Genomic DNA, 25,606 nt, shown 5'->3' on the forward strand with positions numbered 1-25,606 from the left:
CCCGAAATCCTAGGGGGTCGAGGCGGCGACCATGGCGGTGCGGAGCTGGCGGTCCATCCGCCGGCCCAGCGCCTCCGTCATGCGGTTGAACTGGCCCCAGGTCAGCCGGCCGGATGCCAGGGCGGCGTAAAGCTGTTCCTGCTCGTGCCAGGTGGTCAGGATCGCCCGCCCGGCCGCTTGGTCGCGCGGGTTCAGGATCGCCTCGGCCCGGGGGGTGCAGGCGGCGATGGCGGTGAGGTAGCCCCGGGCCAGCTCCTGCTCCTCCGGGGTGGGCTTGGCCGTGTCGCCCAGGTTGGCCGGCGACATTTCGCCCAGGGGCGGGCTCTTGGCCCGCAGCGGCGCGAAAGCGGGCCGGCCCTCGACCTCGCCGACGCAGGCGGCCGAGGCCCCGATCTCCATCGCCAGCGGGGAGTTGGACTGGGTGGAGCCGCAGCCGGCCGGAAGGGCCACCAGGGCGAGAAGCGCCAGGATGCGGGAACCGGTGATGCCGCTCATTGGGTAAGACCCCAAGCCTATTTGCCCTTCATCGGGTTGCAGTACTGGCCGGATGCCTTCAGGTCGGTGCAGAACTCCGACACCTCGGTCAGCTGGGTGAACCCGTCGGTCATCAGCCGGACGAAGGTCCCCTGCCCCGGGATGTCCGCCTTGACCATGACCGGCGCCCGGTTGATCAGAAGGTCGCGGTGCGACTTCTTCAGCGTCTTCCACCCGGCCATGGCGTGCTGCGGGTCCCGGTAGGACGCGAGATGCGCCATGTATCCGCCGGGACGCGGCGTCTCCGGCTTCGCCTCCATCGCCTCCGTCCGGTCGATCACGGCGGCCCGGACGACCGGCACGGCCGCCGGCGGCGCCGCTTCGGGAACCGCCGCGGGAGGAGATGGCGGAGGGGCCGGTTCCGGCGAAGCCTCCGGCGAGGGTTCCGGCGCCTGGGCGACCATGACCGGCGCGGGCGCAGGGACGGGCTGGGCCGTCACCGGTCCGGTGATGTATCCCATGGACCGGTCGTCGCTGGTCAGCCAGGCCCCGGTCCAGGGATTGACCGTCATGTCGGCGGTGATCTGCATGTACCCCCGCGAGAAACCACCGTCGGAAGCGGGCGCGGAGGCCTGGACCGGCATCGGCGGCGGCGGCGGCGGCGGCGGGGTCGGCGGCGCGGTCAGCGGCATCACCGAGGCGACGGCCATCGCCGGAGCCTCGGCCTGCGGCGTCGTGTCAGGTCCGGGAGCCGCGACCGGTGCCGGAACGGGAGCCTCGACGGCGGCCTCGACGGGGGCCGGAACCGGACGTTCCGGCATCGGCGGGACCTCCAGCTTCGCGACCCGCTCCACCTTCGGCGGATTGGCGGCGCGGCCGGCACCGCCGGCTCCCATGCCGCCACCGCCGCCGCCCTGCACGTAATAACCGGTCGCCGCCGTGGCGCCGAGCATGCCATAGGCGACAGCGATAAACTTGAAGCTCACGACCCTCTCCCCTCGAAATCCGTACCGGGAGCCGCAGCGGCACGCCGCGATCCGATATTAATTTCGATGGGGTTAACGATTCCTGAGTGTCGCGTCCTTGTCCCGGTAAGGTCGCTGCGGCGCTTTTCCTGGAAACATTCCAAGCCTGCCGGGGTTTCTGCCTTGTGATCCCTTCAGAGCGGCTCCCACGGCCCGGGCATCGGATGCCCGAGGGCGGGCAGGCGCCCCGACCCTACCAAGACCCAGAAGACAGGAAGCAACCACGATGCCGGACAACAGGCTTACCAGCAGCCGCGAGACCGCACGCTTCGCCGACCAGGAAGTGATCCGGGGCGAGGGCGGCGAAACCCATCAGGTGGCCGGCGGCGACGTGCCCGTCCTGACCACCCAGCAGGGCGTCCCCGTCGCCGACGACCAGAACTCCCTCAAGGTCGGTTATCGCGGCCCGACGGCGCTGGAGGACTTCCACTTCCGGGAAAAGATCTTCCACTTCGACCACGAGCGCATTCCCGAGCGCGTGGTCCATGCCCGCGGCTTCGGCGCCCACGGCTATTTCGAGACCTACGAGCCGCTGTCCGACCTCACCCGCGCCGACCTGTTCCAGCGCGCCGGCGAGAAGACCCCGGCCTTCGTCCGCTTCTCCACCGTGGCGGGCAACAAGGGCTCGGCCGACCTGGCGCGCGACGTGCGGGGCTTCGCGGTCAAGTTCTACACCCAGGAAGGCAACTGGGACCTGGTCGGCAACAACATCCCGGTGTTCTTCATCCAGGACGCCATCAAGTTCCCCGACCTGATCCATGCCGCCAAGCAGGAGCCCGACCGCGGGTTCCCCCAGGCCCAGACCGCGCACGATAATTTCTGGGACTTCATCTCGCTGTCGCCGGAAGCGGTCAACATGGCGTTGTGGATCATGTCCGACCGGACCATCCCGCGCTCGTTCCGCTTCATGGAAGGTTTCGGCGTCCACACCTTCCGGCTGGTCAACGCCGAGGGCAAGTCGACCTTCGTCAAGTTCCACTGGAAGCCCAAGCTGGGCATGCAGTCGGTGGTCTGGAACGAGGCGCTGAAGATCAACGGCGCCGACCCCGATTTCCACCGCCGCGACCTGTGGAACGCGATCCAGGCCGGCGACTTCCCCGAGTGGGAGCTGGGCCTCCAGGTCTTCGACCAGGACTTCGCCGAGAAGTTCGACTTCGACGTGCTGGACGCCACCAAGATCATCCCCGAGGAGATCCTGCCGATCCGCCGCGTCGGGCGCCTCGTGCTCGACCGCTGCGTCGACAATTTCTTCGCGGAGACCGAGCAGGTCGCGTTCTGCACCCAGAACATCGTCCCGGGCATCGACTTCACCAACGACCCGCTGCTCCAGGGCCGCAACTTCTCCTACCTGGACACCCAGCTGAAGCGGCTGGGCGGCCCCAACTTCACCTACCTGCCGATCAACGCGCCCAAGCGCCCGGTCCATCATTTCCAGCAGGACGGGCACATGGCGATGGTCAACCCCAAGGGCCGCGCCAATTACGAGCCGAACTCCTGGGGCGGCGCCGCGGGCGGCCCGCGGGAGGCGCCGGACATCGGCTTCAAGTCCTTCCCGGCGGAGGAGCAGGGCGCCAAACTGCGCATCCGCGCCGAGAGCTTCGCCGACCACTACAGCCAGGCCCGGCAGTTCTACCTGAGCCAGACCCCGGTCGAGCAGACCCACATCGCCGACGCCTTCACCTTCGAGCTGAGCAAGGTCAAGACCCCCGCGATCCGCGCCCGCATGGTCTCGCACCTGCTGAACGTGGACAAGGGGCTGGCGGAAAAGGTCGCCTTCGGCCTGCGGCTGGAGGAGATGCCCAAGCCGGCCGACGCCGCCCGGCCGACCCAGGACCTGCCGCCGTCCCCGGCGCTCAGCATCCTGCTGAACGGTCCGGAGAGCTTCAAGGGCCGCAAGGTCGGCGTGCTGGTCAGCGACGGCGTCGACATCGACTTGGTCAAGGCGCTGAAGGAGGCGATCACCGCCGAAGGCGCCATGCTGGAATTCGTGGCCCCCATGGTAGGCGGCGTGAAGGCCAGCGACGGCACCTTCATCGAAGGCGACGAGAAGATCAACGGCGCGCCTTCCGTGGTCTATGACGCGGTCGCGGTCCTGCTGTCGGACGACGGGGCCAAGCTGCTCTCGAAGGAGGCGACCGCCCGCGACTTCGTGACCGACGCCTTCGCCCACGCGAAGTTCATCGCCTACAACAAGGAGGCGATGCCTCTGCTGGAGAAGGCCTGCGTCGCCGCGGACATGGACGGCGGCTTCACGGAGCTGAAGGGCGCATCGGATGCCAAGGACTTCGTCCAGTCCTGCCGGAAGCTGCGTTTCTGGGAGCGCGAGCCCAAGGTGAAGCAGGTTTGAACACCATGAAGAACAGGTCCAAAAGCCCGCTGCTGCTGGGTGCCGCGGCGATCCTGGCCCTGGGTGCCTGCCAGCAGCTCTCCAACGCCGGCACCGCCGTCTCGAACGACCCGGCGGCCGCCGCCCAGGGCGCGCCGACCCTGGCCGCGGCGGACGCCGACATGCAGTCGGTGTTGCTGGCCCTCCAAGCGCTGGGTCCCAAGCCGATCGAGACCCTGTCGGCCGAGGAGGCGCGGCGCCAGCCGACCATGGCCGACGCGGTCGCGAAGGTGCTGGCCGACGACGGCCGGAGCGCCGCCCCGGAAACCATGGCGTCCGTGCGGGATGTCTCCATACCGGGACCGGGCGGAGCCCAGCCGGCCCGCATCTATGTTCCCGGGTCCGCCCGGAGCCCCCTGCCCGTCATCGTCTATTACCATGGCGGCGGCTGGGTGATCGCCGACCTGGACACCTACGACGCCTCGGCCCGGGCGCTCGCCAACCAGGCCGGCGCGATCGTCGTCTCGGCAGGGTACCGCAAAGGACCGGAATCGAAGTTTCCGACCGCCCACGAGGACGCCCTGGCGGCCTATCGCTGGACGCAGGTGAACGCCGGCCAGTTCGGCGGTGATCCGGACCGCATCGCCGTAGCGGGCGAGAGCGCCGGCGGCAGCATGGCGATCGGCGTATCGCGGATGGCGCGGGAGCAGGGTCTGCAACCTCCGGTTCACCAAGTCCTGATCTATCCGGTCGCGGGCAACGACATTGAGACGGAGTCGTACCGGGAGCAGGCGAACGCGAAGCCGCTGAACAAAGCCATGATGGCCTGGTTCTTCGACAAGTACCTGCGCAGTCCGCGCGACGGCAACAACCCGCTGATCAACGTCGTCGACGCGCCGGATCTCGCCGGGCTGCCGCCGACCACCATCGTGACGGCGGAGCTCGACCCGCTGCGGTCGGAGGGCGAGTTGCTGGCCCGGCGGCTGCGCAATGCCGGCGTCGAGGTGGCGTCCAACAGCTACGAGGGCGTCACCCACGAGTTCTTCGGCGCGGCGCCGGTCGTGGAAAAGGCGAAGGAGGCCCAGTCCTATGTCGCCGGCCGGCTGCGTGAGGCGTTCGTCGGGGGCTCGGCCGGTTCGGGTTCCTGAGGTTGGGAAATGATCGGTCGAGGTGAGACGATGAAGCGGACCCTGTTGACGGCACTGGCCTTGGGCATGATCCTGACCGGAGGGCCGCTGGCGCCGGCGGGGTCCGCCTCGGCCGATCCGATGCTGGCGGACTTCGACTATCCCTACGAGGTGAAGCGGTTCGAATTCACCTCGCAGGGCCAGCCGCTGTCCATGGCCTACATGGACGTTCCGCCGGCCAATGCCGGGAACGGCGGGACGGTCGTCCTGCTCCACGGCAAGAATTTCTGCGGAGCCACCTGGGAAAGCGTGATCGAGCCGCTGACCCTGGCGGGCTACCGGGTCGTCGTTCCCGACCAGGTCGGATTCTGCAAATCGACCAAGCCGCGGGCCTATCAGTACGGCCTGCACCAGCTGGCCGCCAACACCCATGCCCTGCTGGAGCAGGCCGAAGTCCGCCGCCCCATCGTCATGGGCCATTCCATGGGCGGCATGCTGGCCATGCGCTATGCCCTGATGTATCCGGACCGGACATCGGGGCTGGTGCTGGTCAACCCGATCGGGCTGGAGGACTGGAAGGCGGAAGGCGTTCCGGTCGTCACCGTGGACCAGCTCTACCAGTCCGAGCTGAAGACCGATTTCGACAGCATCAAGCAGTATCAGCGGACCACCTACTATGCCGGCGACTGGAAGCCCGAATATGACCGCTGGGTGGAGATGCTGGCCGGCATGTACCAGGGCGACGGCCGCGACCTGGTCGCCTGGAACCAGGCGCTGACCTCCGACATGGTGTTCATGCAGCCGGTGGTCCACGAGCTTCAGAACATCCGGGTGCCGACCCTGTTGATGATCGGCGAGCGGGACACCACCGCGATCGGCAAGAACCGCGCAGAGCCCGACGTCGCCGCCCGCCTGGGCCGCTATGCCGACCTGGGGCGCCTGACCGCGGAGCGCATCCGCGATGCGCGGCTGGTAACCTTCCCGGAGCTCGGCCACTCGCCGCAGGTCCAGGCGCCACGGGAGTTCAACGCGGCCCTGCTGGAGAACCTGGAGCAGGTCAGCGCGCTGGAATGAGAGGAACGATATGACGGAACAGGTGACCGACAATCCGGCCAGGAGCCGGTACGAGCTGGACGTGGACGGCAAGACCGTCTTCGCCAACTACCGCCGGGTCGGCTCCACCCTCCAGATCCCCTATGTGGAAGCGCCACCGTCCCTGCGGGGGACGGGGGCGGCCGGGAAGCTGATGCGCGGCGTCATGGAAACCGCGCGGAGCGAAGGAATGAAGGTCGTGCCGATCTGCAGCTACGCCGCGGCGTGGATCCGGCGCCACCCGGAGTTCCACGACCTTCTGGCGTAGCGCAACAACCCTCAGATGTAGTACTGCGACAGCGGCGCGAAGCCGTTGAAGTTGACCGAGGCGTAGGTGGTCGTATAGGCGCCGGCCGCGTGGATCCGGATCCGGTCGCCGATCGCCAGGTCGAGCGGGAGCTGGTAGTCGGCCTTCTCGTACAGCACGTCGGCGCTGTCGCAGGTCGGACCGGCCAGGATCACCGAATCGGTGGCGCCGGACCGGGTCGTGACGATCGGGTACTGGATCGCCTCGTCCATCGTCTCGGCCAGACCGCCGAACTTGCCGATGTCCAGGTAGACCCAGCGGCGGTTGTCGTTGGCCGACTTGGTCGAGATCAGGACGACCTCGCTCTCGATCACGCCGGCGTTGCCGACCATGCTGCGGCCCGGTTCGACGATGGTCTCGGGGATGCGGTTGCCGAAATGTCGTCGGAGCGAGTCCAGGATGGCGTTGCCGTAGGCCTCCGACTCGGGCACGTCGCTGCGGTAACGCGTCGCGAAACCGCCGCCCAGATTGACCATGCTGAGCGTGATGCCGAGTGCCTCCAGGTCATGGAACATCTCGGCCACCGTGCGCAGCGCGGTGTCCCACTGGGTCGGGTCCTTCTGCTGGCTGCCGACATGGAACGACACGCCGTAAGGCACCAGCCCCTTGCCCGCGGCGGCGATCAGAAGCGCCCGCGCCATGGCCGGGTCGCAGCCGAACTTGCGCGACAGCGGCCATTCGGCACCCTCGCCCGAGGTCAGGATGCGGCAGAACACCCGGCTGCCGGGAGCCGATTCGGCGATCTTGTCCAGCTCGCCGATGCTGTCGAAGGCGAACAGCCGGACGCCCAGCTCGTAGGCCTTGGCGATGTCGCGCTGCTTCTTGATCGTGTTGCCGAAGGAGATCCGCTCCGCCGTGGCGCCGGCGGCCAGCACCATCTCGATCTCGGGCACGCTCGCGGTGTCGAAGGACGAGCCGCGCTCGACCAGCAGCGACAGGATCTCCGGCGCCGGGTTCGCCTTGACCGCGTAGTAGATCTTCGCGTCGGGCAATGCGGCGGTCAGCGACCTGAAATTCTCGTCCACGATATCGAGGTCAACCACCAGGCACGGAGTTGCAGGCTGCTGCTCCGCGAAAAAACGAGCAATCTTCTCGTTCATCTCAGTCTCCCGAGAACCAGAAAGGAGTGATATGATGGGTGTGTGGAGTACGGTCAGGCCGCCGTCGGCGCCGATGCGCAGACTGAACCCTCAGACCCTTTGGGGTCTGCACACAATCGACCGAGATGCGTGATATGAGGCGGATGGGCGTGCGGCCCACCGACAACAACATGAAACATCGTATCCTCCAAGACGCCGCCTTGCTTAAGGGACGGTCGGGGGTTACACGTTCGTCGTTGCATAACCCCACTTGGAAGAACCGTGGGGGCCAGGGGCACGTGCTAGCGCGGAGCGATCTGATACACTGAAACCCCTCCGCGCAAAAGGGTAAAATCGACCTGCGGCAAAAAAAATTCCAGGGCGAAGCATCGCCGCCCCGGTGACGGGTTTCAGGCCGAAGCCGCATGCTCCGCGATGCGCCGGGCCGCCTCCTCGATCCGCCCGTCGGGCGCGGCGAGTGATATCCGCAGGTGCCCGGCGGCGCTGGGGCCGAAGCCGTCGCACGGCAGGACCGCGACACCGTGCCGCTCCAGCAGGCCCTGGGCGAACTCGCCGGAGGTGCGGCCGGTGCCCCGGACGTCCAGCAGGACGAACATGCCGCCCTCCGGCAGGGAGGCACGCAGGCCGGGAACGCTTTCCAACAGGGAAACCATGATGCCGGCGCGGCGCCGATAGGCTTCCGCCATCTCGCCCACCTCCGGGCAATCGTTCGTCAGCGCCGCCAGCGCGCCGTCCTGGATGAAGGGCGGCCCGCCGTAGAGCATGCACAGCACCAGCCGCGACAGATGATCGGCCAGTTCCGCCGGCCCGATGATCCAGCCGAACCGGAAGCCCGGCACCGCGTGCGACTTGGACAGGCTGGACACCACCACGGTGCGCTCCGCCATACCCGGAAGGCTGCGCGGGCTGACATGGGGTCCCGCATAGGCCAGGTCGGCATAGACCTCGTCCGACAGCAGCCACAGGTCGTGGCGCCGGCAGAAGTCGGCGGCGGCCTCGACCTCGGCGCGGGTCATCACGGCGCCGGTCGGGTTGTGCGGGCTGTTGAGCCACAGCACCCGGGTGCGCGGCGTCACGGCGCGCTCCAGGTCTTCCGGGTCGAGATGGAAGCCCCGCTCCGGACGCAGCGCCACGTTGACGATCGCCGCCCCCGCGGCGCCGGCGACCGCTTCGTAGGTCGCGTACATCGGCTCCGGCGCGATCACCTCGTCGCCCGGGCCGGCGAGGCACTGCATCGCGCAATAGAGTCCGGCCTGGGCGCCGGGCACGACGACCACGTCGTCCGCCGGAGTCGGCGTCCCGGTGCGCTCCTGGTGGCGGGCGGCGATTGCCGCGCGGACCTCCGGATAGCCCGCCATCGGCGAATAGGTCGTGCGGCCGGCCCTCAGCGACTCGACCGCCGCCTCGATCACCCGGGCCGGCGGGGGCATGTCGGGGTCGCCGACGGTCAGCATGATGACGTCCCGCCCCTGCCGGGCCAGCTCCCGGGCGCGCCAATGGATGCTCCAGGCATCCGAGCCCTTGCCGGAAATCCGATCGACCAGGGGAGAGAACCGCATCGCCAACGCTCCTTCGCGGACAGGACCAAACCGGGGACTTGCCCGACAACTCATAGCGCGAAGCCCACGCTTCGGCAGCCCCCTTCGGCGCGATGCCGGGTTGCGGTTGCCAAGCTTGACCGGACGCCGGAAACTCGTCCCGAAAACAAGAAAAGCCGGATAGGAGATGGCCCCGTGACGCTGGATACCGAAACCCCGACGAATCGCCCCCCGACGAATCGCCTCCTGGAGACCCCGCCCGGATACCGCGCCCTGGACGATGCCGGCCTGCCCGCGTACCTGGCAGGCATCGGCGCCGTCGCCTCCCGCCTGGGCGGCGGCCCCGCCGACTGGCAGGTCCGCGAGGTCGGCGACGGCAACCTGAACCTGGTGTTCATCGTCACCGGCCCGGGCGGCGGGGTCGCGGTCAAGCAGGCCCTGCCCTATGTGCGGCTGGTCGGCGAGAGCTGGCCGCTGCCGCTGAGCCGGGCCTTCTTCGAGCACGAGGCGCTGACGGCGCAGCGCGCCGCGGCGCCGGCGCAGACACCCGAACTGTTCCATTACGATCACGAAATGGCCCTGACGGTGATGGAGCTGCTGCGGCCGCACATCATCATGCGGAAGGGTCTGGCGGCCGGCATCCGCTACCCGCGATTCGCCGGCGACATAGCATATTTCATGGCCCATACGCTGTTCGGCACCTCGGACCTGGCGCTGCCCGCCGCCGACAAGAAGCGGCGGATGGCGGTGTTCTGCGGCAATACCGCCCTGTGCCGGATCACCGAGGACCTGATCTTCACCGATCCCTACCGGGTGGCCGAGCTGAACCGCTGGACCTCCCCCCAACTCGACGGGATCGCCGCCGAGTTCCGCGCCGACACGGCCGCCAAGGCCGCCGTTTCGGAGTTGAAAGGGAAGTTCCTGACCTGTGCCGAGGCGATGATCCACGGCGACCTGCACACCGGGTCGATCATGGTGACCGAGTCGGACACCCGGGTGATCGACCCGGAATTCGCTTTCTACGGTCCCATGGGGTTCGACGTCGGGGCGGTGCTCGGCAACCTGCTGCTGGCCTTCTTCGCCCAGGCCGGCCATGAGACCGCCTCCGACCGGCGCGACGGTTACCGGGCCTGGATCCTCGACCAGGTGCGGGAGGTCTGGACCCGCTTCGAGGCGACTTTCCTGGAGCTGTGGCGGGAGCGCCCGACCGGCGACCTCTATCCGGCCGGCCTGTTCGCCGATGCCGCCGGGCAGGCGGAGCTGGAACGGGTCCGGACCGCCTACATGGCGCGGCTGTTCTCCGATTCGGTGGGATTCGCCGCCGCCAAGATGATCCGGCGAATCCTGGGCCTCGCCCATGTCGAGGAGTTGGAGACCATCGCCGATCCGGACCTGCGCGCGGCCTGCGAAACCCGGGCGCTTCGGCTGGCACGCGACATGCTGGTCAACCGGAGCCGCTATCCCGCGATCGGCGACGTCACCGCCGCGGCATCCTCGCTTCTGGGGAAATTGGATTAGTCCTTTTGCGAAAAAATCTGTTGCCGTATCGTAACTGCCTCTGGTGCAACGGATTTTCCCCAGAACCCGGCTTCAGGGGGCCAAGCCTTTGTCAGGACACCTAAATTTCGCCACTTTTCGCCCCCATATCGGTCTTACGCGGAGGGTCCCTACAGCGCGGTCACCAAGACCGATGAACAGCCCTTCACGCGGGCGCCCTCATTAAAGGGCGTCTCCAGCCTGGCCCCGGCTGGATCTATCGGCCACCGCATGAGCCCCCCGCGGTGGCCGTTTTCTTTTCCGGTTCCGGAACCGCCCGCCCGGCTCCCCTACACGTCCAGATCGATCAGCACCGGGACATGGTCGGACGGCTTCGGCTCCCAGCCGCGCGCTTCGCGCAGGACCTCATGGCCGCGCAGGCTGCCGGCCAGCGGCTCGGTGACCCAGATATGGTCCAGCCGGCGGCCCCGGTCCGCCGCCGACCAGTCCTTCGCGCGATAGCTCCACCAAGTGTAGAGCTTCCGGTCATCCGGCACGAAGCGGCGCACCGCATCCACCCAGCCGATCGACCGCTGCATCGCTGTCAGCCGCTCGACCTCCGCCGGAGTGTGCGAGACGACGTCGAGCATCTGCTTGTGCGACCAGACGTCGTGTTCCAGCGGCGCCACGTTGAAGTCGCCGACCACGACCATCGGCCGGTCCGGCGTCCGCTCGGCCGCCCACCACGCCGTCATCTCGTCCAGGAAGCGCAGCTTGTGCTCGAACTTGGGGTTGACCGCCGGATCGGGAACGTCCCCGCCCGAGGGGATGTAGACGCTGTGGATCTCGATCCCGTCGACCACGGCGATGGCGTGGCGGCAGTCCTGGCGCTCGCACCAGTGCTGCACGCAGCCGCCAACGAGCGGCCGGCGCGACAGGATCGCGACGCCGTTGTAGCTCTTCATGCCGTGGATCCGGGCATGGACGTAGCCGCGCTCCGCCAGGGGAGCCAGGGGAAAGGTCTCGTCGACCGTCTTGGTCTCCTGAAGGCAGATGACGTCGGGGTTCTTCTCGTCGATCAGGCGCAGCAGGAGATCCAGCCGCAGCCGGACGGAGTTGATGTTCCAGGTGGCGATTCGCAAGGCAAACTCGGGGCGGACAGGGGACGGGAAAGTGTGGCGCGGCACCATACAGCATCGCGCCCGGGTCGCGCCGGAATATTCCGCCCACCACAAGGCGCCTTGATCACCGCCCCTTGACATTGAACGCCGCCCACCCGAATTACCATCCCACTGGATGGTGAATGGATGGAAATGAGATGGCGAACAATGTGCAGGACATCCGGCCGAAGGGTCCGGACAGCGAGAAGATCACGATCAACCTGGGCTACGTGGACCTGGGGCACGTGGATCTGCTGGTGCAGGAGGGGTTCTACTCCAACCGGACCGATTTCATCCGCACCGCCATCCGCAACCAGATCGAGCGCCACGCCGATGTCGTCCGGCAGGCCGTGACCCGCAAGAGCGTGGACCTCGGCCTTCGGCACTTCACCCGCGCGGATCTCGAAGCGGCGCGGGACGCCGGGCAGATGCTCGACGTCCGCGTCCTGGGACTGGCCACCATCGCTCCGGACGTCACGCCGGAACTGGCCCGCGCCACCATCGCCTCGCTCACCGTCCTGGGCGCCCTGCATGCCAGCGCCGCCGTCAAGTCGGCCCTGGCCGACCGCATCAAGTAACGCCTCCCCGGCCCGACTCCCCGAACAGACCTCCGGGAACAGAAAGCACCCGACATGAACAGCAGATTCTCCTCCGGCATGCCCCCCGGATTCGCCGAGGCGACCCGCCTGACCGGCGCCGGCAAGCTTGCCGAGGCCACGGCCCTTATCCAGCGACTGCTGAACGGCACCGGTGGCGAGGCGCCCGCCGCCTCCGCGCCGGCATCCCCTTCCTCCACCGTGATCGACGTGGAGCCGGTGCATCTCGACGGGGAAAAGCCGCAGGCCGCTCCCCGGCCCTCCGCGAAGTTCGCGGGCAGGCTGCATCCGCGCCCGCGCACCGGTTCCCTGCCCGGCCTGGGCGAGACCCTGCGCGACCTCGCCGCCCGGGGCATGCCGGCCGGCTTCGACATCGGCGGCGGGTCCTCCCGGCCAGCCTCCGATCCGCTGCCGGACGGCGCCTCCTTCGAGACCAGGTCGCATGCCGGCCCGGCCGGGACCCGGGACTACAAGCTCTACGTGCCCGCCAAACGTACAGACCACCCCATGCCGCTGGTCGTGATGCTCCACGGCTGCACCCAGTCGCCCGACGATTTCGCGGCCGGGACCCGCATGAACGCGGTGGCGGAGGAGCTTGGCGTCCTGGTGGCCTACCCGGCGCAGCCGTCATCCGCCAACGCGCAGAAATGCTGGAACTGGTTCAAGCCGGAAGACCAGGGCCGCGACCGGGGCGAGCCCTCGCTGATCGCGGGAATCACCCGGCAGATCATGCGCGACCATGCGGTGGATCCGGAACGCGTCTATGTCGCCGGGCTGTCCGCCGGCGGGGCGACCGCCGCGATCCTGGGCGCGGCGTATCCCGACCTCTACGCCGCCATCGGCGTGCATTCGGGCCTGCCCAGCGGCGCCGCCCGGGACCTGCCCTCCGCCTTCGCCGCCATGCGGCAGGGGGCGCCGGGAACGAGACCGGGAACGGCGGGTGGCGGCAGGGCGGTGCCCACCATCGTCTTCCACGGCGACCGGGACGGCACCGTCCATCCCGGCAACGGCGACGCGGTCGCGGCCCAGGCCCTGGCGCATCCCACCGCGGGCAAGGCGACGCTGCGCGCGACGGTCGAGCGGGGCCGGGCGCCGGGCGGGCGGGAATTCAGCCGCACCGTCCATGCCGACCCTTCCGGCCGCGTGCTGTGCGAGCATTGGACGATCGCCGGGGCCGGGCACGCCTGGGCCGGCGGCAGCCAGTCCGGGTCCTATACCGATCCGGCCGGACCGGACGCGACGCGGGAGATGATCCGCTTCTTCCTGTCGCACCGGAACGGCCGGGCTGGGACCGCCTGAGGCGGGAGGGGTCTCAGCCTCGCACGCGCAGGGCGACGATCGTGACGTCGTCCTTGAGGATGCCGGTGCCGGTGAACGCGGCGGCATCCTCGCGCAGGGTGGCGGTGACGACCTCCGGAGGTGCCGACAGCACGCTTTCCAGAACGCCGCGCAGCCGCTGCTCGCCGAAGGTGGCTCCGGCGGCATCGGCGGCGTCCGCCAGGCCCCGGGTATAGACGACCAGGCCGTCGCCGGGCTGGAGCGACAATTCGCCGCCCGAAGCTCCTTCTTCCGCCCCCTCCCCGCCGAGCGGCGGGCCGCGGCGACCGGCGAGCGGCAGCACGCCCAACACGCCGCTCAGCACCACCGGGGCCGGCATACCGGCATTGGCGTGGCGGAGCGCTCCGCCACCGGCGGGGAACAGGCCGACGAACAGGCCGACCGGGAAGCCCCCGTCAAGCTCGCGGCCGACCGAGGCGATCACGGCAGCCGGGTCGCCGCCCTTCTCCACCGCGGCGCGGGCAAGAGCCCGGACGCGCGCGGCGGTCAGCACGGCGGCGACTCCGGAGCCGGCGCCCCCGAAACCGGAGACGGTGCCGACCAGGAAACAGGTTCCGCCGCCGGGCGCCGGCAGGACGTCGTGGAAGTCCCCGCCCAGCCCGGGTTCCGCGCCGCCGGCGCCCGGTTCCGCCAGGACCGCTGCGTCAACCGGAAAGCCGGGACCGGCGGGCGGGAAGCCCTGCCTGGCCAGGGCCGCCCGCAGTGCCCGCGCGGCCCGCCGGTCGAGCGCCTGGCATTCGCGGGCGACCGCCGCCTCCTGCCGGAGCCGGCGCCGCTCAAGGCAGGCATCGACCCGCTGCTGGAGCTGCATCACGTTGAAGGGCTTCGCCAGATAATCGGTGGCCCCCATCTCGATGCATTGGATGGTGTCCTCCATGTTGGTGATCGCCGAGATCACCACGACGGGAGTGTTGGCCAGCAACCCTTCCTTCTTCAGGCGGCGCACCACCTCCGTCCCGCCGATCCGCGGCAGGTTGAGGTCGAGCAGGATCAGGTCGAAGCTGTTGGCTTTCGCAAGGTCGAGCGCCTGGCGGCCGTCGTTGGCGACCGTCAGTTCGGTGAATCCGGCCTTGCGCAGGTATAACTCGATCAATTGCTGGCTGAACTCGTCGTCCTCGACGACGAGCAGACGCTCGATCCGGGATACGGTGACGGCTTGGGCCATTTGAGAAGACCTCGATCATGCATGATCACCGGCTGCATCGGGGCCAGTCCCCCTGGTTCTGCCATCGGGACGGCGCGCCGCCGGTTGCTGAAAGGACGCGAATGGAATTCAAGTTGTTGAGGCGAAGCATCCGGAGCGGATACCGATTTACAACCTCTGTTAATCAGTATTCTAAGTGATATTTCGTATAGGCGCAATGCGTTTCACCAATTCTCCCGTTTATCCCCTCTACCATGCCAATGCAACCCTGGCTAAAGTGCGACACCCGGCATAATGAACCGGAGCATCGCGTCGGGCCGGGACTGCGCGGAGAGGGGAACGGAAATGAAGCGACTTGGATCGAGGTTTGCCGCCCTGGCAACTTCCATGGGAATGCGGTCAGGCGCCTGGGCCGGCGCCGCGCTGGCCGCATGGCTCGCCGCGACGCCGGCGCTCGCGGGTACCGTGCTCGAACAGAGCCTGGCCTCGCCGACGCTTGGCCGCGATTACCGCTTCACGGTCTATCTGCCGGACGGCTACGCCGACGCCTGCCTGTCCTATCCGGTGCTGTACCTGCTGCACGGCGCCAATGGCGACGAGCATGACTGGCTGGTCAAGGGCAAGGCCGAATCGACCCTAGACTCGCTGATCGCCGGGGGAGCCATCGCGCCGATGGTGGTCGTGATGCCCGGCCACAAGCAGATGTGGTGGCTGGACGCCAATGCCGAGAAGTCGCAGACCGTGCTGATGACCGAGCTGCTGCCAGAGGTCGAGCGCCGGTTCCGCACCATCGCCGACCGTTCCGGCCGCCTCGTGGCGGGCCTGTCAGCGGGCGGCCTCGCCGCGGCGCGCCTGTCGTTCGAGCGTCCCGACCTGTTCGCCGCGGCGGGCGCGCTGAGCCCCGCGGTGTATGAACCGCTGCCCCCCGCCAATTCGTCCGCGATGAAGGACCCGCCCTTCCAGAAGGACGGGAAGTTCGACCCGGAGACGTGGCAGCGCCTGGGCTGGCGCATCCTGTTCGACGCCTACCGCGCCCAGCCGCTGGTGGTCCCGTTCTACATCAACAGCGGCGACATCGACCGGTTCGAGATCGCCTACCATGCCGCCGTGCTGTTCCGGGACCTGAACCGCCACCAGCCGGGCAAGGCGGTCTTCCGGGTGGTCGCCGGGGACCACGAATGGCCGGTCTGGGCCAGCACGCTGGGCGACGCGTTGAAATACCTGTCCAGCCATGCCAGCGCCCCGGTCAAGGCGCCGCCGGCGGCGTGCCCGACGAAGAAATGACGGACTGCCGTGGGGGAATGGCCGACTCGGACTGCCGGCCATTCCTCCTCGGCGCTCCGGCGGGGCGCGGGCCGGCCTCAAGGTTTCTCGGCACCGCCTCCGCGCCGCTCCATCCCGCGGCATCGATCTTTTAAAAGCGAAGATCCCTTGGTCCGGCACAGTGTTCTTGATTGATTTACCGTAGGTCGGCCTCGGCCTCGGCCGAAGGCCGACGCCGACAGCGTGGCCGGAGCGTTGACGCAGGTGTCGGCGTTCGCCCTGACGGGCGAAGGCCGACCTACCGCACTCCGCTCCGCCGAACGTCATCAAAGACACTGTACAGGACCATCAGGTCGTCAGGGGCCGGTCAGTTGTCCAGGATGACGTCGGGCGGCAGCGCGATGCCATGCTTTTCGGCGGCCGCCTTGGACATGAAGAATTTGGGCTTGGGCAGCAGGACAGGCAGGGTGGCGGGGCTGGTACCGTTGAGCACCTTTGCCATCTGTTCGGCGGCGGTGATGCCCATGTCGGTGGCGGACGCACCATAGGCCGCGAGCCAGCCGGCCTTGGTATAGGTCTGGGTGGCGCCGAACAGCGGCACCATGTTGCCGATCGCGGCGTGGATCTCGCCCGCGACCGATCCGACATAGTTGTCCGCGCCGGCATAGACGGCGTCGACCTTGACCTTGCCCGACGTGATTTCCGCCAGCACGTCCTTCAGCGATTCGTTCCCCAGGGTGACGCGGCGGGACGTGACGTTGACGCCGTGCTTCTCGGCCCAGCTGCGAACCTCGTTTTCGATGATGTTGGAGTTGGCCTCGCGGGAATTGAACAGTACCAGGAGGGTCCTGATCGGCTTCAGCTTGGTCAAGGCGTCGAACTGGTCGGCGATGGGAACGCCGTTCGTGGCGCCCGTGACGGTCCCGCCGGGCTCCTTGAGCGACTTGACGAGCTTGGCGCCGACCGGATCGACCACGATGTCGAACACGACCGGGATGCGGTCGCGGATGACGCTGGTCGTGACCTGGGTAGCGGGCGTTCCATGGGTATAGGCCGCGTGGAAGCCGTTGGCCACGATCTCGGCCTCGAGTCCCTGCAAGGCGGAAGCCAGCGCGCCGCGATCCTGGTTGCCGTTGATCTCGCGGTAAGTCGCCTTGATGCCCAGCTCCGCCAGCCTGACCTTGAATGCCTCCTCCGAGGGGGTGAACCCCTTCCACAGGACGAACAGGATGTTCTTTTCCTGTGCCGCCGCTGGGACGACGGAGAGCGGCAGTGCAACGAGCGCGCCCAGCAGGGCGGCATACAGGAAGCGCACCTTCATGACACAACCCTCAGTTATAATATCGTTCGATACGTAATTTTCCGGTAGAATTAATTGTAAAATTATAACTCAGTGAGAGCAATAAGGATGCATACGTGAGACTGCCCGACTTGGCGCTGGCTCACGAACTAAAGTTGTATATTAAGTTATTTTAATTACTTAAAGGAGAAATTCAACACTGCGTCACCTTACATAGTTGATTTTCCTGTACCATGATCACCAGAGATAGCCGTCGCAAGGTCGCAACGACTGAGGAAGCACTATGTCCAACTATTTTACCTTGGCCAGGCACCACGCCCTGTACCGGATACTGGCAGCACCTGTCCGCTCCTGGCCCCACCAGCACCTCTTCATCGAAGATGTCTTTCCCAAGGATTTCTATGCCGAACTGCGCCGCCGCATGCCAGCGCCGGAGGCCTATGAGTCCCTCTCCAAGACCGGAAAGGTCGCGGATGGGGACTACGACATGAGGGCGGGATTCCTGCTGAAGGAAGACCACCTCGCCCGCGTGCCGGGAGAGGTCGCATCTTTCTGGTCCAGCCTGTTCAACGAAGTCTTCGACAAGGAGTTCGCCGACGCGCTGCTGACGCGGCATGCCCCGGACATCACCGCGCGGCTCGCGCGCGAAGGTGCCCCATGGCCCGAAACCATCCGCCGGGACATGCTCCTGGTCCGCGACTCAAGTTCCGATGGCGTGAAGATCCACACGTCCGATCCGAAGAACCTGCTGACGCTGCTGTTCTACCTGCCTGAGGATGATCGTCACATCGAGTGCGGCACGACCCTCTACCTGCCGAAGGATCGTGGCTTCCATTGCTGGGGTGGGCCGCACCACGATTTCGAGCAGTTCGACCGCGTCGCGACCATGCCTTACAAGGCCAATTCACTATTCATGTTCGTCAAGACCGACGACTCGTTCCACGGCGTCGAGCCGATCCGCATCCCGAACCTTCGGCGCGACCTGCTGCTGTTCTACATCCACCGCTGAACAGAATGGCAATGGGGCCGGCGGCGATCTGCCGGCCGGCCCCGCCCATACACCCCCGAAGGGAACTGGAGTTCAGTTCTCCAGGACCGCGTCGGGCGGAAGGGTGATACCGTGCGCCGCTGCCGCAGCCTTGGAAATGAAGAACTTCGGTGTCGGCAGGACGATCGGAAGGGTGCCAGGGTTCGCTCCTTTGAGCACCTTCGCCATCAGCTCGGCGGTCGAAGCCCCCATGTCGTTGACCGCCGGCGTGTAGGCGGCAAGCCATCCGGCCTTGACATAGGTCTGGGTGCCGCCGAACAGCGGAACCTTGGGGCCGACGGCGGCCTGGATCTCGCCGGCGACCGAGGCCAGGTAATTGTCGGCACCGGCGAACAGCGCATCGGGCTTGATCGCGCCGGAATTGATCTCCGCGAGGACATCCTGAAGCGAGTTGTTGCCGGGGGTGACGCGGCGGGACGTAACGTTGACGCCCTTCTTCTCGGCCCAGTTGCGAACTTCGTTCTCGATGATGTTCGAATTGACCTCGCGGGAGTTGAACAGCACCAGCAGGGTCCGGATCGGCTTCAGCTTGGTGAAAGCGTCGAACTGCGCCGCGATCGGCACTCCGTTCGTTACCCCGGTGACGGTGCCGCCCGGTTCTTGCAGCGACTTCACCAGCTTGGCCCCGACCGGATCGAACACGATGTCGAACACGACCGGTATCCGGTCGCGGATGACGCCCGTCGCCACCTGGGTCGCCACGGTGCCGTAGGTATAGGCCACGTCGAAGGACTTGTTCGCGATATCGGCCTCCAGCGCCTGCATGCCGGCCGCGAGCGTGCCGCGATCCTGGTTGGCGTTGACTTCGCGGTAGGTGGCGTTGATCCCCAGTTCCGAGAGCTTGGCTTTGAAAGCCTCTTCCGAAGGGGTGATCCCCTTCCACAGGACGAGCAGAACGTTCTTATTCTCCGCCGCTGCAGGAACGTGGAAAAGCGGCAATGCGACAACTGCACCCAACAGGGCAGCAAACAAGAGCCTCGCCTTCATGATGCAACTCCCACAAACATATTCATGTAACGGATTTTACCATAAGTCGTAGAAAGGGTATCTTGATGACCAAAAGGGAGCAACGCAAAAATCTCCTTCCCGAAAAAAAAGGTTGTAAGTTATAGAATTATACCTTAAATTTAAGTTAGAATATTTCTCGGTTGCAATCCTTTATAGTTGCGTGATTCATGAGTCCACCGATTCCCCTCGGAAGTTCCGGCAAGGCTGATCCACCTCCAGTTGGCAATCGCGCTCTGGAGGAATGCCCCGGCACTCCATCCCGGGAGCATCGGCGTCACAGGCGCGAACTCCGTCTGATCCGGGGTGCGTTCTTCATTTTCATCGCGGGCGACGCGTTCTCGAACGCCTTCCTTCCCGTGCATGCCCGGAACCTTCCTTTGGCATGGCCGGGCCTGACGCAGGAAGTGGCCAGCGGTCTGCCGGTATCCGCCTTCTGGCTGATGGTGGCGGCCGCCCAACTGACCACCGGCCTCTGGGAGCGGGGGCGCAACCACCGCACGCTGATCCTGGCCGCGATGGTCCTGTCGGGCACCGGTCTGGCGCTGGCTGGCTTGGCCGGAACCGTTCACGAGCTGATCCTGTGGCGGGGGGCCAGCGGGTTCGGATACGGCATCGTCATGATCCTGGCCCAGGACGGCATCCTGCGGACGATGGGGCCGGAAGCGCGGACCCAGGCCTCGGGGAAGTATCTCAGCGCCTTCTTCGCCGGGACGATCTGCGGCACCCTCGCGGGCAGCGCGATCGCCGACGCGGCCGGGTTCGCCAACGCCTTCTTCGCCGCCGCCGCGGTCACCGCCTGCGCCATGATCCTTACGCTTTTCCTGGAGGCGCACTGCGAGACCGAACCGCGCCAGCCGTTCCGCCCGCTGGTGCTGCTGCGCAATCCCAGGGTGGTCGCCCTGGTCGCCTTCGCCGCCGTGCCGTCGCGCCTGCTGATCGCCGCCTTCCTTTACTATCTGCTGCCGCTGTACCTCCACGACGCCGAGGCATCGCCGACCGAGACCGCCCGCATCGTCATGATCTATTCGCTGATCCTGGCGCTGACCGCGACGGCGTGGTCGCGGCTGGTCGACAGCACCGGCCGGCCGATGCTGTTCACGTCGGCCGGCATCGTCCTGTCGGCCGCGTCGATGATGATCATTCCCGTCTGGGGGCCGGGGGGCGACGGCGCGGCGCTGTCCGGAATGGCGGCCGCGGTGGCGGCCGTGGCCCTGCTCGGGACGTCGCAGGCGATCGGCATGTCGCCCCAGGTGACGGTGCTGTTCCGGGTGGCCCGCGCGGAGATCGACCGGTTCGGTCGCACCCCCGTGCTCGGCATCTACCGCGTGTGCGAGCGGGTCGGCCTGTTCGTCGGCCCCATGGCGGCGGCCTGGCTCGTCGGAGGCTACGGCTACGGTCCGGCGCTGGCGGCGCTCGGCGTCCTGGCGGCGCTTTCGGCGACGGCGCTGCTGGCCGCCTTCGCGCTGGCCCCAACTCCCCTGCCGGAGGGCCTGGCGGCCCGTCCGGACGAGGCATCTGAGCAGGAGACGACAGTATGACTTCGGCTATCCATGAAGGTTTCGCCCCCGACGACCTCGCGGTGATCCCCGACGGCTCCGGCAACGAGGGCGGCTTCTCCCTGCTGTCGTGGGGCGACGCGATGACGTGGGAGGAGTACGATCTGCTGGCCGGGCGGACCGCGGCGCCGTTCGACGGCCGGTTCGACCAGTGCTTCTACAACTACATCCATCCCAAGCGGCTGCAGGGGCACTGGCCGGCCCACCAAGTCAAGGATACCCCGATCCGGCTGGCCTTCACCGACTGGGGCGATCCGGACGGGCCGCTGGTGATCTGCGTCGGCGGCATCGCCAACACGGCGCGGCGCTGGGACTACCTGGCGCTGGGGCTGTGCGAGGATTTCCACGTCGTCTGCCTGGACTGGCCGGGGCGCGGCATGAGCGGCTGGATGCCGACCCAGGGCGACTACACGATCGAGACCAACGTGGAGGCGATGATCCAGCTGCTCGACCATCTGGACTGCCCGCGCGCCAGCATCATCGGCTCCTCGCTCGGCGGCAGCGTCAGCATGGCCCTGGCGGCCCGGCGCCCCGACCTGGTGGAGCGGCTGGTGCTCAACGACATCGGACCCTACATGCCGGCCGAGCGGCGGCGGCGGCGGGCCGAGGCGGTCGCCCGCCACTATGTCTTCCGGCGGCCAGCCGACCTGTTCCGGCGCCTGGGCGCCTCGGCCAAGAACGAGGGCCCGGTCACCGAGGACGAGCTGCTGCACAACACCTTCTTCCAGACCAAATGGTCCGACGGGCACGGCGGCCGGATCTACCGGCACGACCCCAGGGCACTCCAGGCCTATGCCGAGGAGGCCCAGGCCAGCCTGGACCAGCGGGAGGACTGGGCCCGGCTGGAGCTGCCGGTGCTGGTGCTGCGCGGGATGGTGTCGGACGCGCTGCTGCCCGAGACGGTCGAGGAGATGGTCGCCAAGCCCGACGTGACCGCCGTGTTCGTGCCCAACACCGGGCACACCCCGGCGCTCAGCGACGTCAACCAGATCCATTTCGTGCGCGACTGGCTGCTCGGGCGCGGTCCGGAACACCATTTCACGTGCCTGAACCCGCCGGCGACCCCGCGCCACCTGTTCGCCGGCGCGCCGGTCCCCGCGGCCCAGCCGACCCGGAGGGCGTGAGCGCCATGACGGCTCGGCCGGCCGTCCAGCAGGCGCCCCGCCCGGCGGAAACCGGCCCGGGCGAAGCCGGGGCCGACGGCTCCGGCGAGGTGCCGGGCGTCGAGGGCCTCCGCCTCAAGGTCGATTCGGTGCTGGGCAACCTGCCCGGGCACGACCTGACGGTCGAGAGCGACACCCCGGTCGAGCGGATCGAGGAACTGTTCGCGGCCCATCCGACGCTGCCCGGCATCCTGCTCAGCCGGAGCGGGCGCCATGCCGGCATGGTGCCGCGCGGAAGGTTCACCGAATGCCTGGCCCGGCCGCTGGGGCGCGAGTTCTACGCCGGCCGACCGGTCGCGCAGATGGTCAGCACGGAGCGGATGCAGGCGCTGCGGCTCGATTCCAACGACCGGCTGGAGATGGCGGCGCAGATCGCCCTGCTCCGGCCGGGCGGCCAGTCCTACGAGCCGGTGGTCGTGGCCTTCCCGGACGGCCGCCACTGCGTGCTCGACATGCAGGTGATCCTGCTCCAGCTCGCCCGCTTCTACGACATCGCGACCAGCCAGAACCGCGGCCTGCTGGAGAACGTCCAGGCCTATGCCGCCCGGCTGGAAAGCACGCTGGACGAGCTGCGCCGGACCGAGGAGCGGCTGGTCCTGGACATCCAGGTGCGCGAGCGGACCGAACAGCACCTGCGCGACAACCGCATCCGCCTGCTGCGCCAGACCACGGCATTGCAGGAGATCGCGAAGCTGGACGCGATGCGGCTGTCCGACTTCGACCGCGCGCTGACCAACATCACCGGCGTGATCGCCATGACGCTCCGGATCGACAGCGTCAGCATCTGGATCATGGAGGAGGGCGCCGACGGCCCGGCGCTGACCAAGGTCGCCCAGCACCAGGCCTGCCGCGCCGCGGCCGGCGACGAGACCGGCGGCGGCGCGCTGCCGCTGAACGACTATCCGCTCTATCGCCGGGCGCTGATGCGCGACCGCTCGCTGGTGGTGGCCGACGTCGAATCGGACATCCGGGTCGCCGAGCTGCTCGATCCGGTGCTCCGCCCGTCGGGCGTCAGCTCGCTGATGCATATCTGCGTGCAGGTCGAGCAGCGCCAGGTCGGCGTCGTGCGCTGCGAGCACCGGGGAACTCCGCGCACCTGGGCCGACGACGAGGTCAACTTCGTCGAGGCGGCGATCAATTTCGTGGCGCTGGTCACGATCGGCCGGGAGCGCAAGCAGGCGGTCCAGGCGCTGCACGACAGCGAGCTGCGCCTGCTCCACCTGCTGGAGACCAGCCCGGTCGGGGTCTGCATCATCGACCGCCAGGGCCGCATCCATTTCTCCAACCCCAGCCTGTGCGACCTGTTCGGCCGCAGCCGCGACCAGCTGCTGACGACCGACTTCGAAGGGCTCTACCTGGACCCGGCGCAGCACGGCGCCTGCCTGGAGGTGTTCGACGCCAACGCCTGCGTGCGCGGCGTCGAGACCGCGTTCCGCCGGGCCGACGGCGAGATCCGCTGGACCATCATGTCGTGGGAACCGTCGGTGCTCGACGGCCGTGGCGTGATCGTCGTGTGGCTGTTCGAGATCTCCGGGCTGAAGGAGGCCGAATCCTCCCTGCGCCAGGCGAAGGAGGAGGCCGAGGCCGCGACCCGGGCCAAGTCGACCTTCCTCGCGACCATGAGCCACGAGATCCGCACGCCGATGAACGGCGTGCTGGGCATGCTCGACATCCTGAGCCGCAGCCGGCTGGACAGCGACCAGCGGCGCTCGGTCGCGGTGATCCGGGAAAGCGGCGTGTCGCTGCTCAGCATCATCGACGACATCCTGGACTTCTCCAAGGTCGAGGCCGGCCGCCTGGACCTGGAGCAGGTGCCCATGACCCTGACCGACACGGTCGAGGGCGTCGCCGCGACCCTGACGCTGGCGGCCTGGCAGAAGGGGCTGCGCCTCGTCACCTTCATCGATCCGGCGATCCCGCGCTGGCTGATCGGCGATCCGATGCGGCTGCGCCAGATCCTGTTCAACTTGGTCGGCAACGCCATCAAGTTCACCTCGGGCGGATCGGTCACGCTGAGGATCGACCTGGACGCCGTGCGCGACGGCAGGGCGAACGTCCTGGTCCGCGTCATCGACACCGGCATCGGGCTGACCCCGGAGCAGGCCGCCCGCCTGTTCCAGCCCTTCACCCAGGCGGAAAGCTCGACCACCCGGCGGTTCGGCGGGACCGGGCTCGGCCTGTCGATCTGCCGGCTGCTCGCCCAGCTGATGGGCGGCACCATCGGCGTGGACAGCGCCCCCGGCAAGGGCAGCGCCTTCCGGGTCGAGCTGTCGCTGCCGGTGGTCGAGGGCGCCTGGACCGAGCACGCCATGGGCCTGGTGAACCTCGACGGGGTCGGCGTGGTCGTGATCGTGCCGGAGGAGGACGAGCGCGCCGTCGCCATGCGCTATCTCCAGGCCGACGGCGCCTTGGTCGCGGGATTCGCCGACGCCGCCTCGGCCGCTTCCTGGATGGCCGCGACGGGAGCGGGATCCATGGGATCCTCCGCCGTGATCCTGCTCGACGCGGGCGTGGCGGCCGGTGCCGCCCTGCCGGTGGTGCCGCGCGTGAGGCTGGGCTCCGACGCCAAGCCGTTCCGACGCGGCGGGCTCAACCGGATGGTCGCGGTCGCGGCCGGGCGGCTGGCCGAGGACAGCGCCGACCAGCCCGACGCCGGGATGCTGGAGGAGCAGGTCACGCTGGCGCCCGGCGGGCCGATCCTGGTCGCCGACGACCACCCGATCAACCGCGAGGTCATCGTGCTCCAGCTGGCCCAGCTCGGCTGCGAGGCCGACGCGGTCAACGACGGGGTCGAGGCGCTGGCGGCCCTGGACCGGCGGCCCTACGTGCTGCTGCTGACCGACTGCGACATGCCGGAGATGGACGGCATGCAGCTGACCATGGCGATCCGGGAACGCGAGGCCGCCGGCGGCCCGAGGCTGCCGATCGTCGGCATCACCGCCAACGCCCATGCCGGCGACGTGGAGCGCTGCATCGCCGGGGGCATGGACGACTGCCTGACCAAGCCGGTCGAGACCATGCGCCTGGGCCGCGCCCTGGCCCGCTGGCTGCCCGAGGCGGACGGCGAACCGGCCCGCGAACCAGAAGGCGAACCGGCCAGCGAATCGGAAGGCGAACCGGAGTGCGGCGGTGGCGGGGAGGCCCAGACCGGCGATGGAGACGCCGAGGCCGAGCCCGCCGCCGGGACCGCGCCGCCCGATCCTCCGCCGGCCGCCGAGCCGCCGATCGACACCCGGGGCTTCCGCGAACTGCTGGGCGACGACCACGAGGCGATCCGCGGGCTGCTGGCGCGCTACGTCCAGGCCAGCGCGCCGGTCCACAACGCGCTGGCCGGGGCGATCCGGTCCGGCGAGCCGGCCGACGCGGTGAAGCGCCACGCCCACAAGCTGAAGGGCGCTTCCGGAATGGTCGGCGCGGCGGCGCTCGCCGGCGTGTGCGAGGACCTGGAGCGGGCGGGAGCCGCCGGGGACGCGGCGGCGATCGCCGGCCACGGCCCGCGCCTGGCCGAGGAATGGAGCCGCGTCGCCCGCTTCATCGAACAGTTCTGATCCGGCCGGCGAAGCAG

20 protein-coding genes are annotated in these 25,606 nt (G+C 68.3%); 12 read left to right on the forward strand and 8 right to left on the reverse strand.

The window, feature by feature from the left end; genetic code table 11:
* Positions 1–9: 9 nt before the first annotated feature.
* Positions 10–495 (reverse strand): hypothetical protein, encoded by a 486-nt coding sequence (locus JL100_RS26135; RefSeq protein ID WP_202684046.1) that lies wholly within the window; start codon positions 493–495, stop codon positions 10–12.
* A 17-nt stretch (positions 496–512) separates the two neighbouring features.
* The gene (locus tag JL100_RS26140) at positions 513–1,460 is read right to left on the reverse strand and encodes a hypothetical protein (protein WP_202684045.1); all 948 of its coding nucleotides are present in this window, start codon (positions 1,458–1,460) and stop codon (positions 513–515) included.
* Positions 1,461–1,725: 265 nt separating this feature from the next.
* On the opposite strand from JL100_RS26140, the gene katE reads away from it, so the two are divergent.
* The 4 genes from katE to JL100_RS26160 are packed head-to-tail and all read left to right on the forward strand — an operon-like array spanning position 1,726 to position 6,312.
* Positions 1,726–3,846 carry a catalase gene (gene katE / locus JL100_RS26145; RefSeq protein WP_202684044.1) on the forward strand — a complete coding sequence of 707 codons (2,121 nt, stop codon included), beginning with the start codon at positions 1,726–1,728 and terminating at the stop codon, positions 3,844–3,846.
* 5 nt (positions 3,847–3,851) lie between these two features.
* Entirely contained in the window at positions 3,852–4,973 is a 1,122-nt protein-coding gene (locus JL100_RS26150; RefSeq protein ID WP_202684043.1) for an alpha/beta hydrolase, read from the forward strand.
* Positions 4,974–5,003: 30 nt separating this feature from the next.
* Complete coding sequence (locus tag JL100_RS26155; RefSeq protein ID WP_228420915.1) at positions 5,004–6,026, forward strand: alpha/beta fold hydrolase; 1,023 nt, start codon at positions 5,004–5,006, stop codon at positions 6,024–6,026.
* A 10-nt stretch (positions 6,027–6,036) separates the two neighbouring features.
* Positions 6,037–6,312: a GNAT family N-acetyltransferase gene (locus JL100_RS26160; protein ID WP_202684041.1), complete on the forward strand. Its 276-nt coding sequence runs from the start codon at positions 6,037–6,039 to the stop codon at positions 6,310–6,312.
* Between the two features lie 11 nt (positions 6,313–6,323).
* Here JL100_RS26160 and JL100_RS26165 read toward each other — a convergent pair whose 3' ends face one another.
* Positions 6,324–7,451 carry a type III PLP-dependent enzyme gene (locus JL100_RS26165; protein ID WP_202684040.1) on the reverse strand — a complete coding sequence of 376 codons (1,128 nt, stop codon included), beginning with the start codon at positions 7,449–7,451 and terminating at the stop codon, positions 6,324–6,326.
* Positions 7,452–7,840: 389 nt separating this feature from the next.
* Entirely contained in the window at positions 7,841–9,010 is a 1,170-nt protein-coding gene (locus tag JL100_RS26170) for a pyridoxal phosphate-dependent aminotransferase (RefSeq protein ID WP_202684039.1), read from the reverse strand.
* A gap of 174 nt (positions 9,011–9,184) precedes the next feature.
* Between JL100_RS26170 and mtnK the strand changes: the two genes are divergently transcribed.
* Positions 9,185–10,507, forward strand: coding sequence for an S-methyl-5-thioribose kinase (gene mtnK / locus JL100_RS26175; RefSeq protein ID WP_228420916.1), 1,323 nt, complete (start codon positions 9,185–9,187; stop codon positions 10,505–10,507).
* Between the two features lie 308 nt (positions 10,508–10,815).
* Here the strand turns inward: mtnK and xth are convergent, their stop codons facing one another.
* A complete protein-coding gene (xth, locus tag JL100_RS26180) occupies positions 10,816–11,607 on the reverse strand; it encodes an exodeoxyribonuclease III (RefSeq protein WP_202684037.1) in 792 nt (263 codons plus the stop codon).
* Between the two features lie 176 nt (positions 11,608–11,783).
* Between xth and JL100_RS26185 the strand changes: the two genes are divergently transcribed.
* Together JL100_RS26185 and JL100_RS26190 are read left to right on the forward strand one after the other, a co-directional pair.
* Positions 11,784–12,203, forward strand: a complete 420-nt coding sequence (locus JL100_RS26185) for a CopG family transcriptional regulator (RefSeq protein WP_202684036.1) — start codon at positions 11,784–11,786, stop codon at positions 12,201–12,203.
* A 54-nt stretch (positions 12,204–12,257) separates the two neighbouring features.
* Positions 12,258–13,520, forward strand: a complete 1,263-nt coding sequence (locus JL100_RS26190) for an extracellular catalytic domain type 1 short-chain-length polyhydroxyalkanoate depolymerase (protein ID WP_202684035.1) — start codon at positions 12,258–12,260, stop codon at positions 13,518–13,520.
* Between the two features lie 13 nt (positions 13,521–13,533).
* Here the strand turns inward: JL100_RS26190 and JL100_RS26195 are convergent, their stop codons facing one another.
* The gene (locus JL100_RS26195) at positions 13,534–14,724 is read right to left on the reverse strand and encodes a response regulator (RefSeq protein WP_202684034.1); all 1,191 of its coding nucleotides are present in this window, start codon (positions 14,722–14,724) and stop codon (positions 13,534–13,536) included.
* A 366-nt stretch (positions 14,725–15,090) separates the two neighbouring features.
* Here JL100_RS26195 and JL100_RS26200 point away from each other — a divergent pair, with 366 nt between their 5' ends.
* Positions 15,091–15,987 carry an alpha/beta hydrolase gene (locus JL100_RS26200; RefSeq protein WP_228420917.1) on the forward strand — a complete coding sequence of 299 codons (897 nt, stop codon included), beginning with the start codon at positions 15,091–15,093 and terminating at the stop codon, positions 15,985–15,987.
* Positions 15,988–16,333: 346 nt separating this feature from the next.
* Here the strand turns inward: JL100_RS26200 and JL100_RS26205 are convergent, their stop codons facing one another.
* A complete protein-coding gene (locus JL100_RS26205; RefSeq protein WP_202684032.1) occupies positions 16,334–17,287 on the reverse strand; it encodes an ABC transporter substrate-binding protein in 954 nt (317 codons plus the stop codon).
* A 262-nt stretch (positions 17,288–17,549) separates the two neighbouring features.
* Here JL100_RS26205 and JL100_RS26210 point away from each other — a divergent pair, with 262 nt between their 5' ends.
* Complete coding sequence (locus JL100_RS26210; protein WP_202684031.1) at positions 17,550–18,275, forward strand: hypothetical protein; 726 nt, start codon at positions 17,550–17,552, stop codon at positions 18,273–18,275.
* A 72-nt stretch (positions 18,276–18,347) separates the two neighbouring features.
* On the opposite strand, the gene JL100_RS26215 is transcribed toward JL100_RS26210, so the two are convergent.
* Positions 18,348–19,301 (reverse strand): ABC transporter substrate-binding protein, encoded by a 954-nt coding sequence (locus JL100_RS26215; protein WP_202684030.1) that lies wholly within the window; start codon positions 19,299–19,301, stop codon positions 18,348–18,350.
* Between the two features lie 188 nt (positions 19,302–19,489).
* Between JL100_RS26215 and JL100_RS26220 the strand changes: the two genes are divergently transcribed.
* The 3 genes from JL100_RS26220 to JL100_RS26230 are packed head-to-tail and all read left to right on the forward strand — an operon-like array spanning position 19,490 to position 25,589.
* Complete coding sequence (locus tag JL100_RS26220; RefSeq protein WP_202684029.1) at positions 19,490–20,860, forward strand: MFS transporter; 1,371 nt, start codon at positions 19,490–19,492, stop codon at positions 20,858–20,860.
* Positions 20,857–22,002 carry an alpha/beta fold hydrolase gene (locus JL100_RS26225; RefSeq protein WP_202684028.1) on the forward strand — a complete coding sequence of 382 codons (1,146 nt, stop codon included), beginning with the start codon at positions 20,857–20,859 and terminating at the stop codon, positions 22,000–22,002. Before JL100_RS26220 ends, JL100_RS26225 begins: the two co-directional genes overlap by 4 nt.
* A gap of 5 nt (positions 22,003–22,007) precedes the next feature.
* Entirely contained in the window at positions 22,008–25,589 is a 3,582-nt protein-coding gene (locus JL100_RS26230) for an ATP-binding protein (RefSeq protein ID WP_202684027.1), read from the forward strand.
* Positions 25,590–25,606 lie beyond the last annotated feature (17 nt).

Origin of the sequence: Skermanella mucosa, assembly GCF_016765655.2 — a bacterium.
GTDB classification, from domain to species: Bacteria; Pseudomonadota; Alphaproteobacteria; order Azospirillales; family Azospirillaceae; genus Skermanella; species Skermanella mucosa.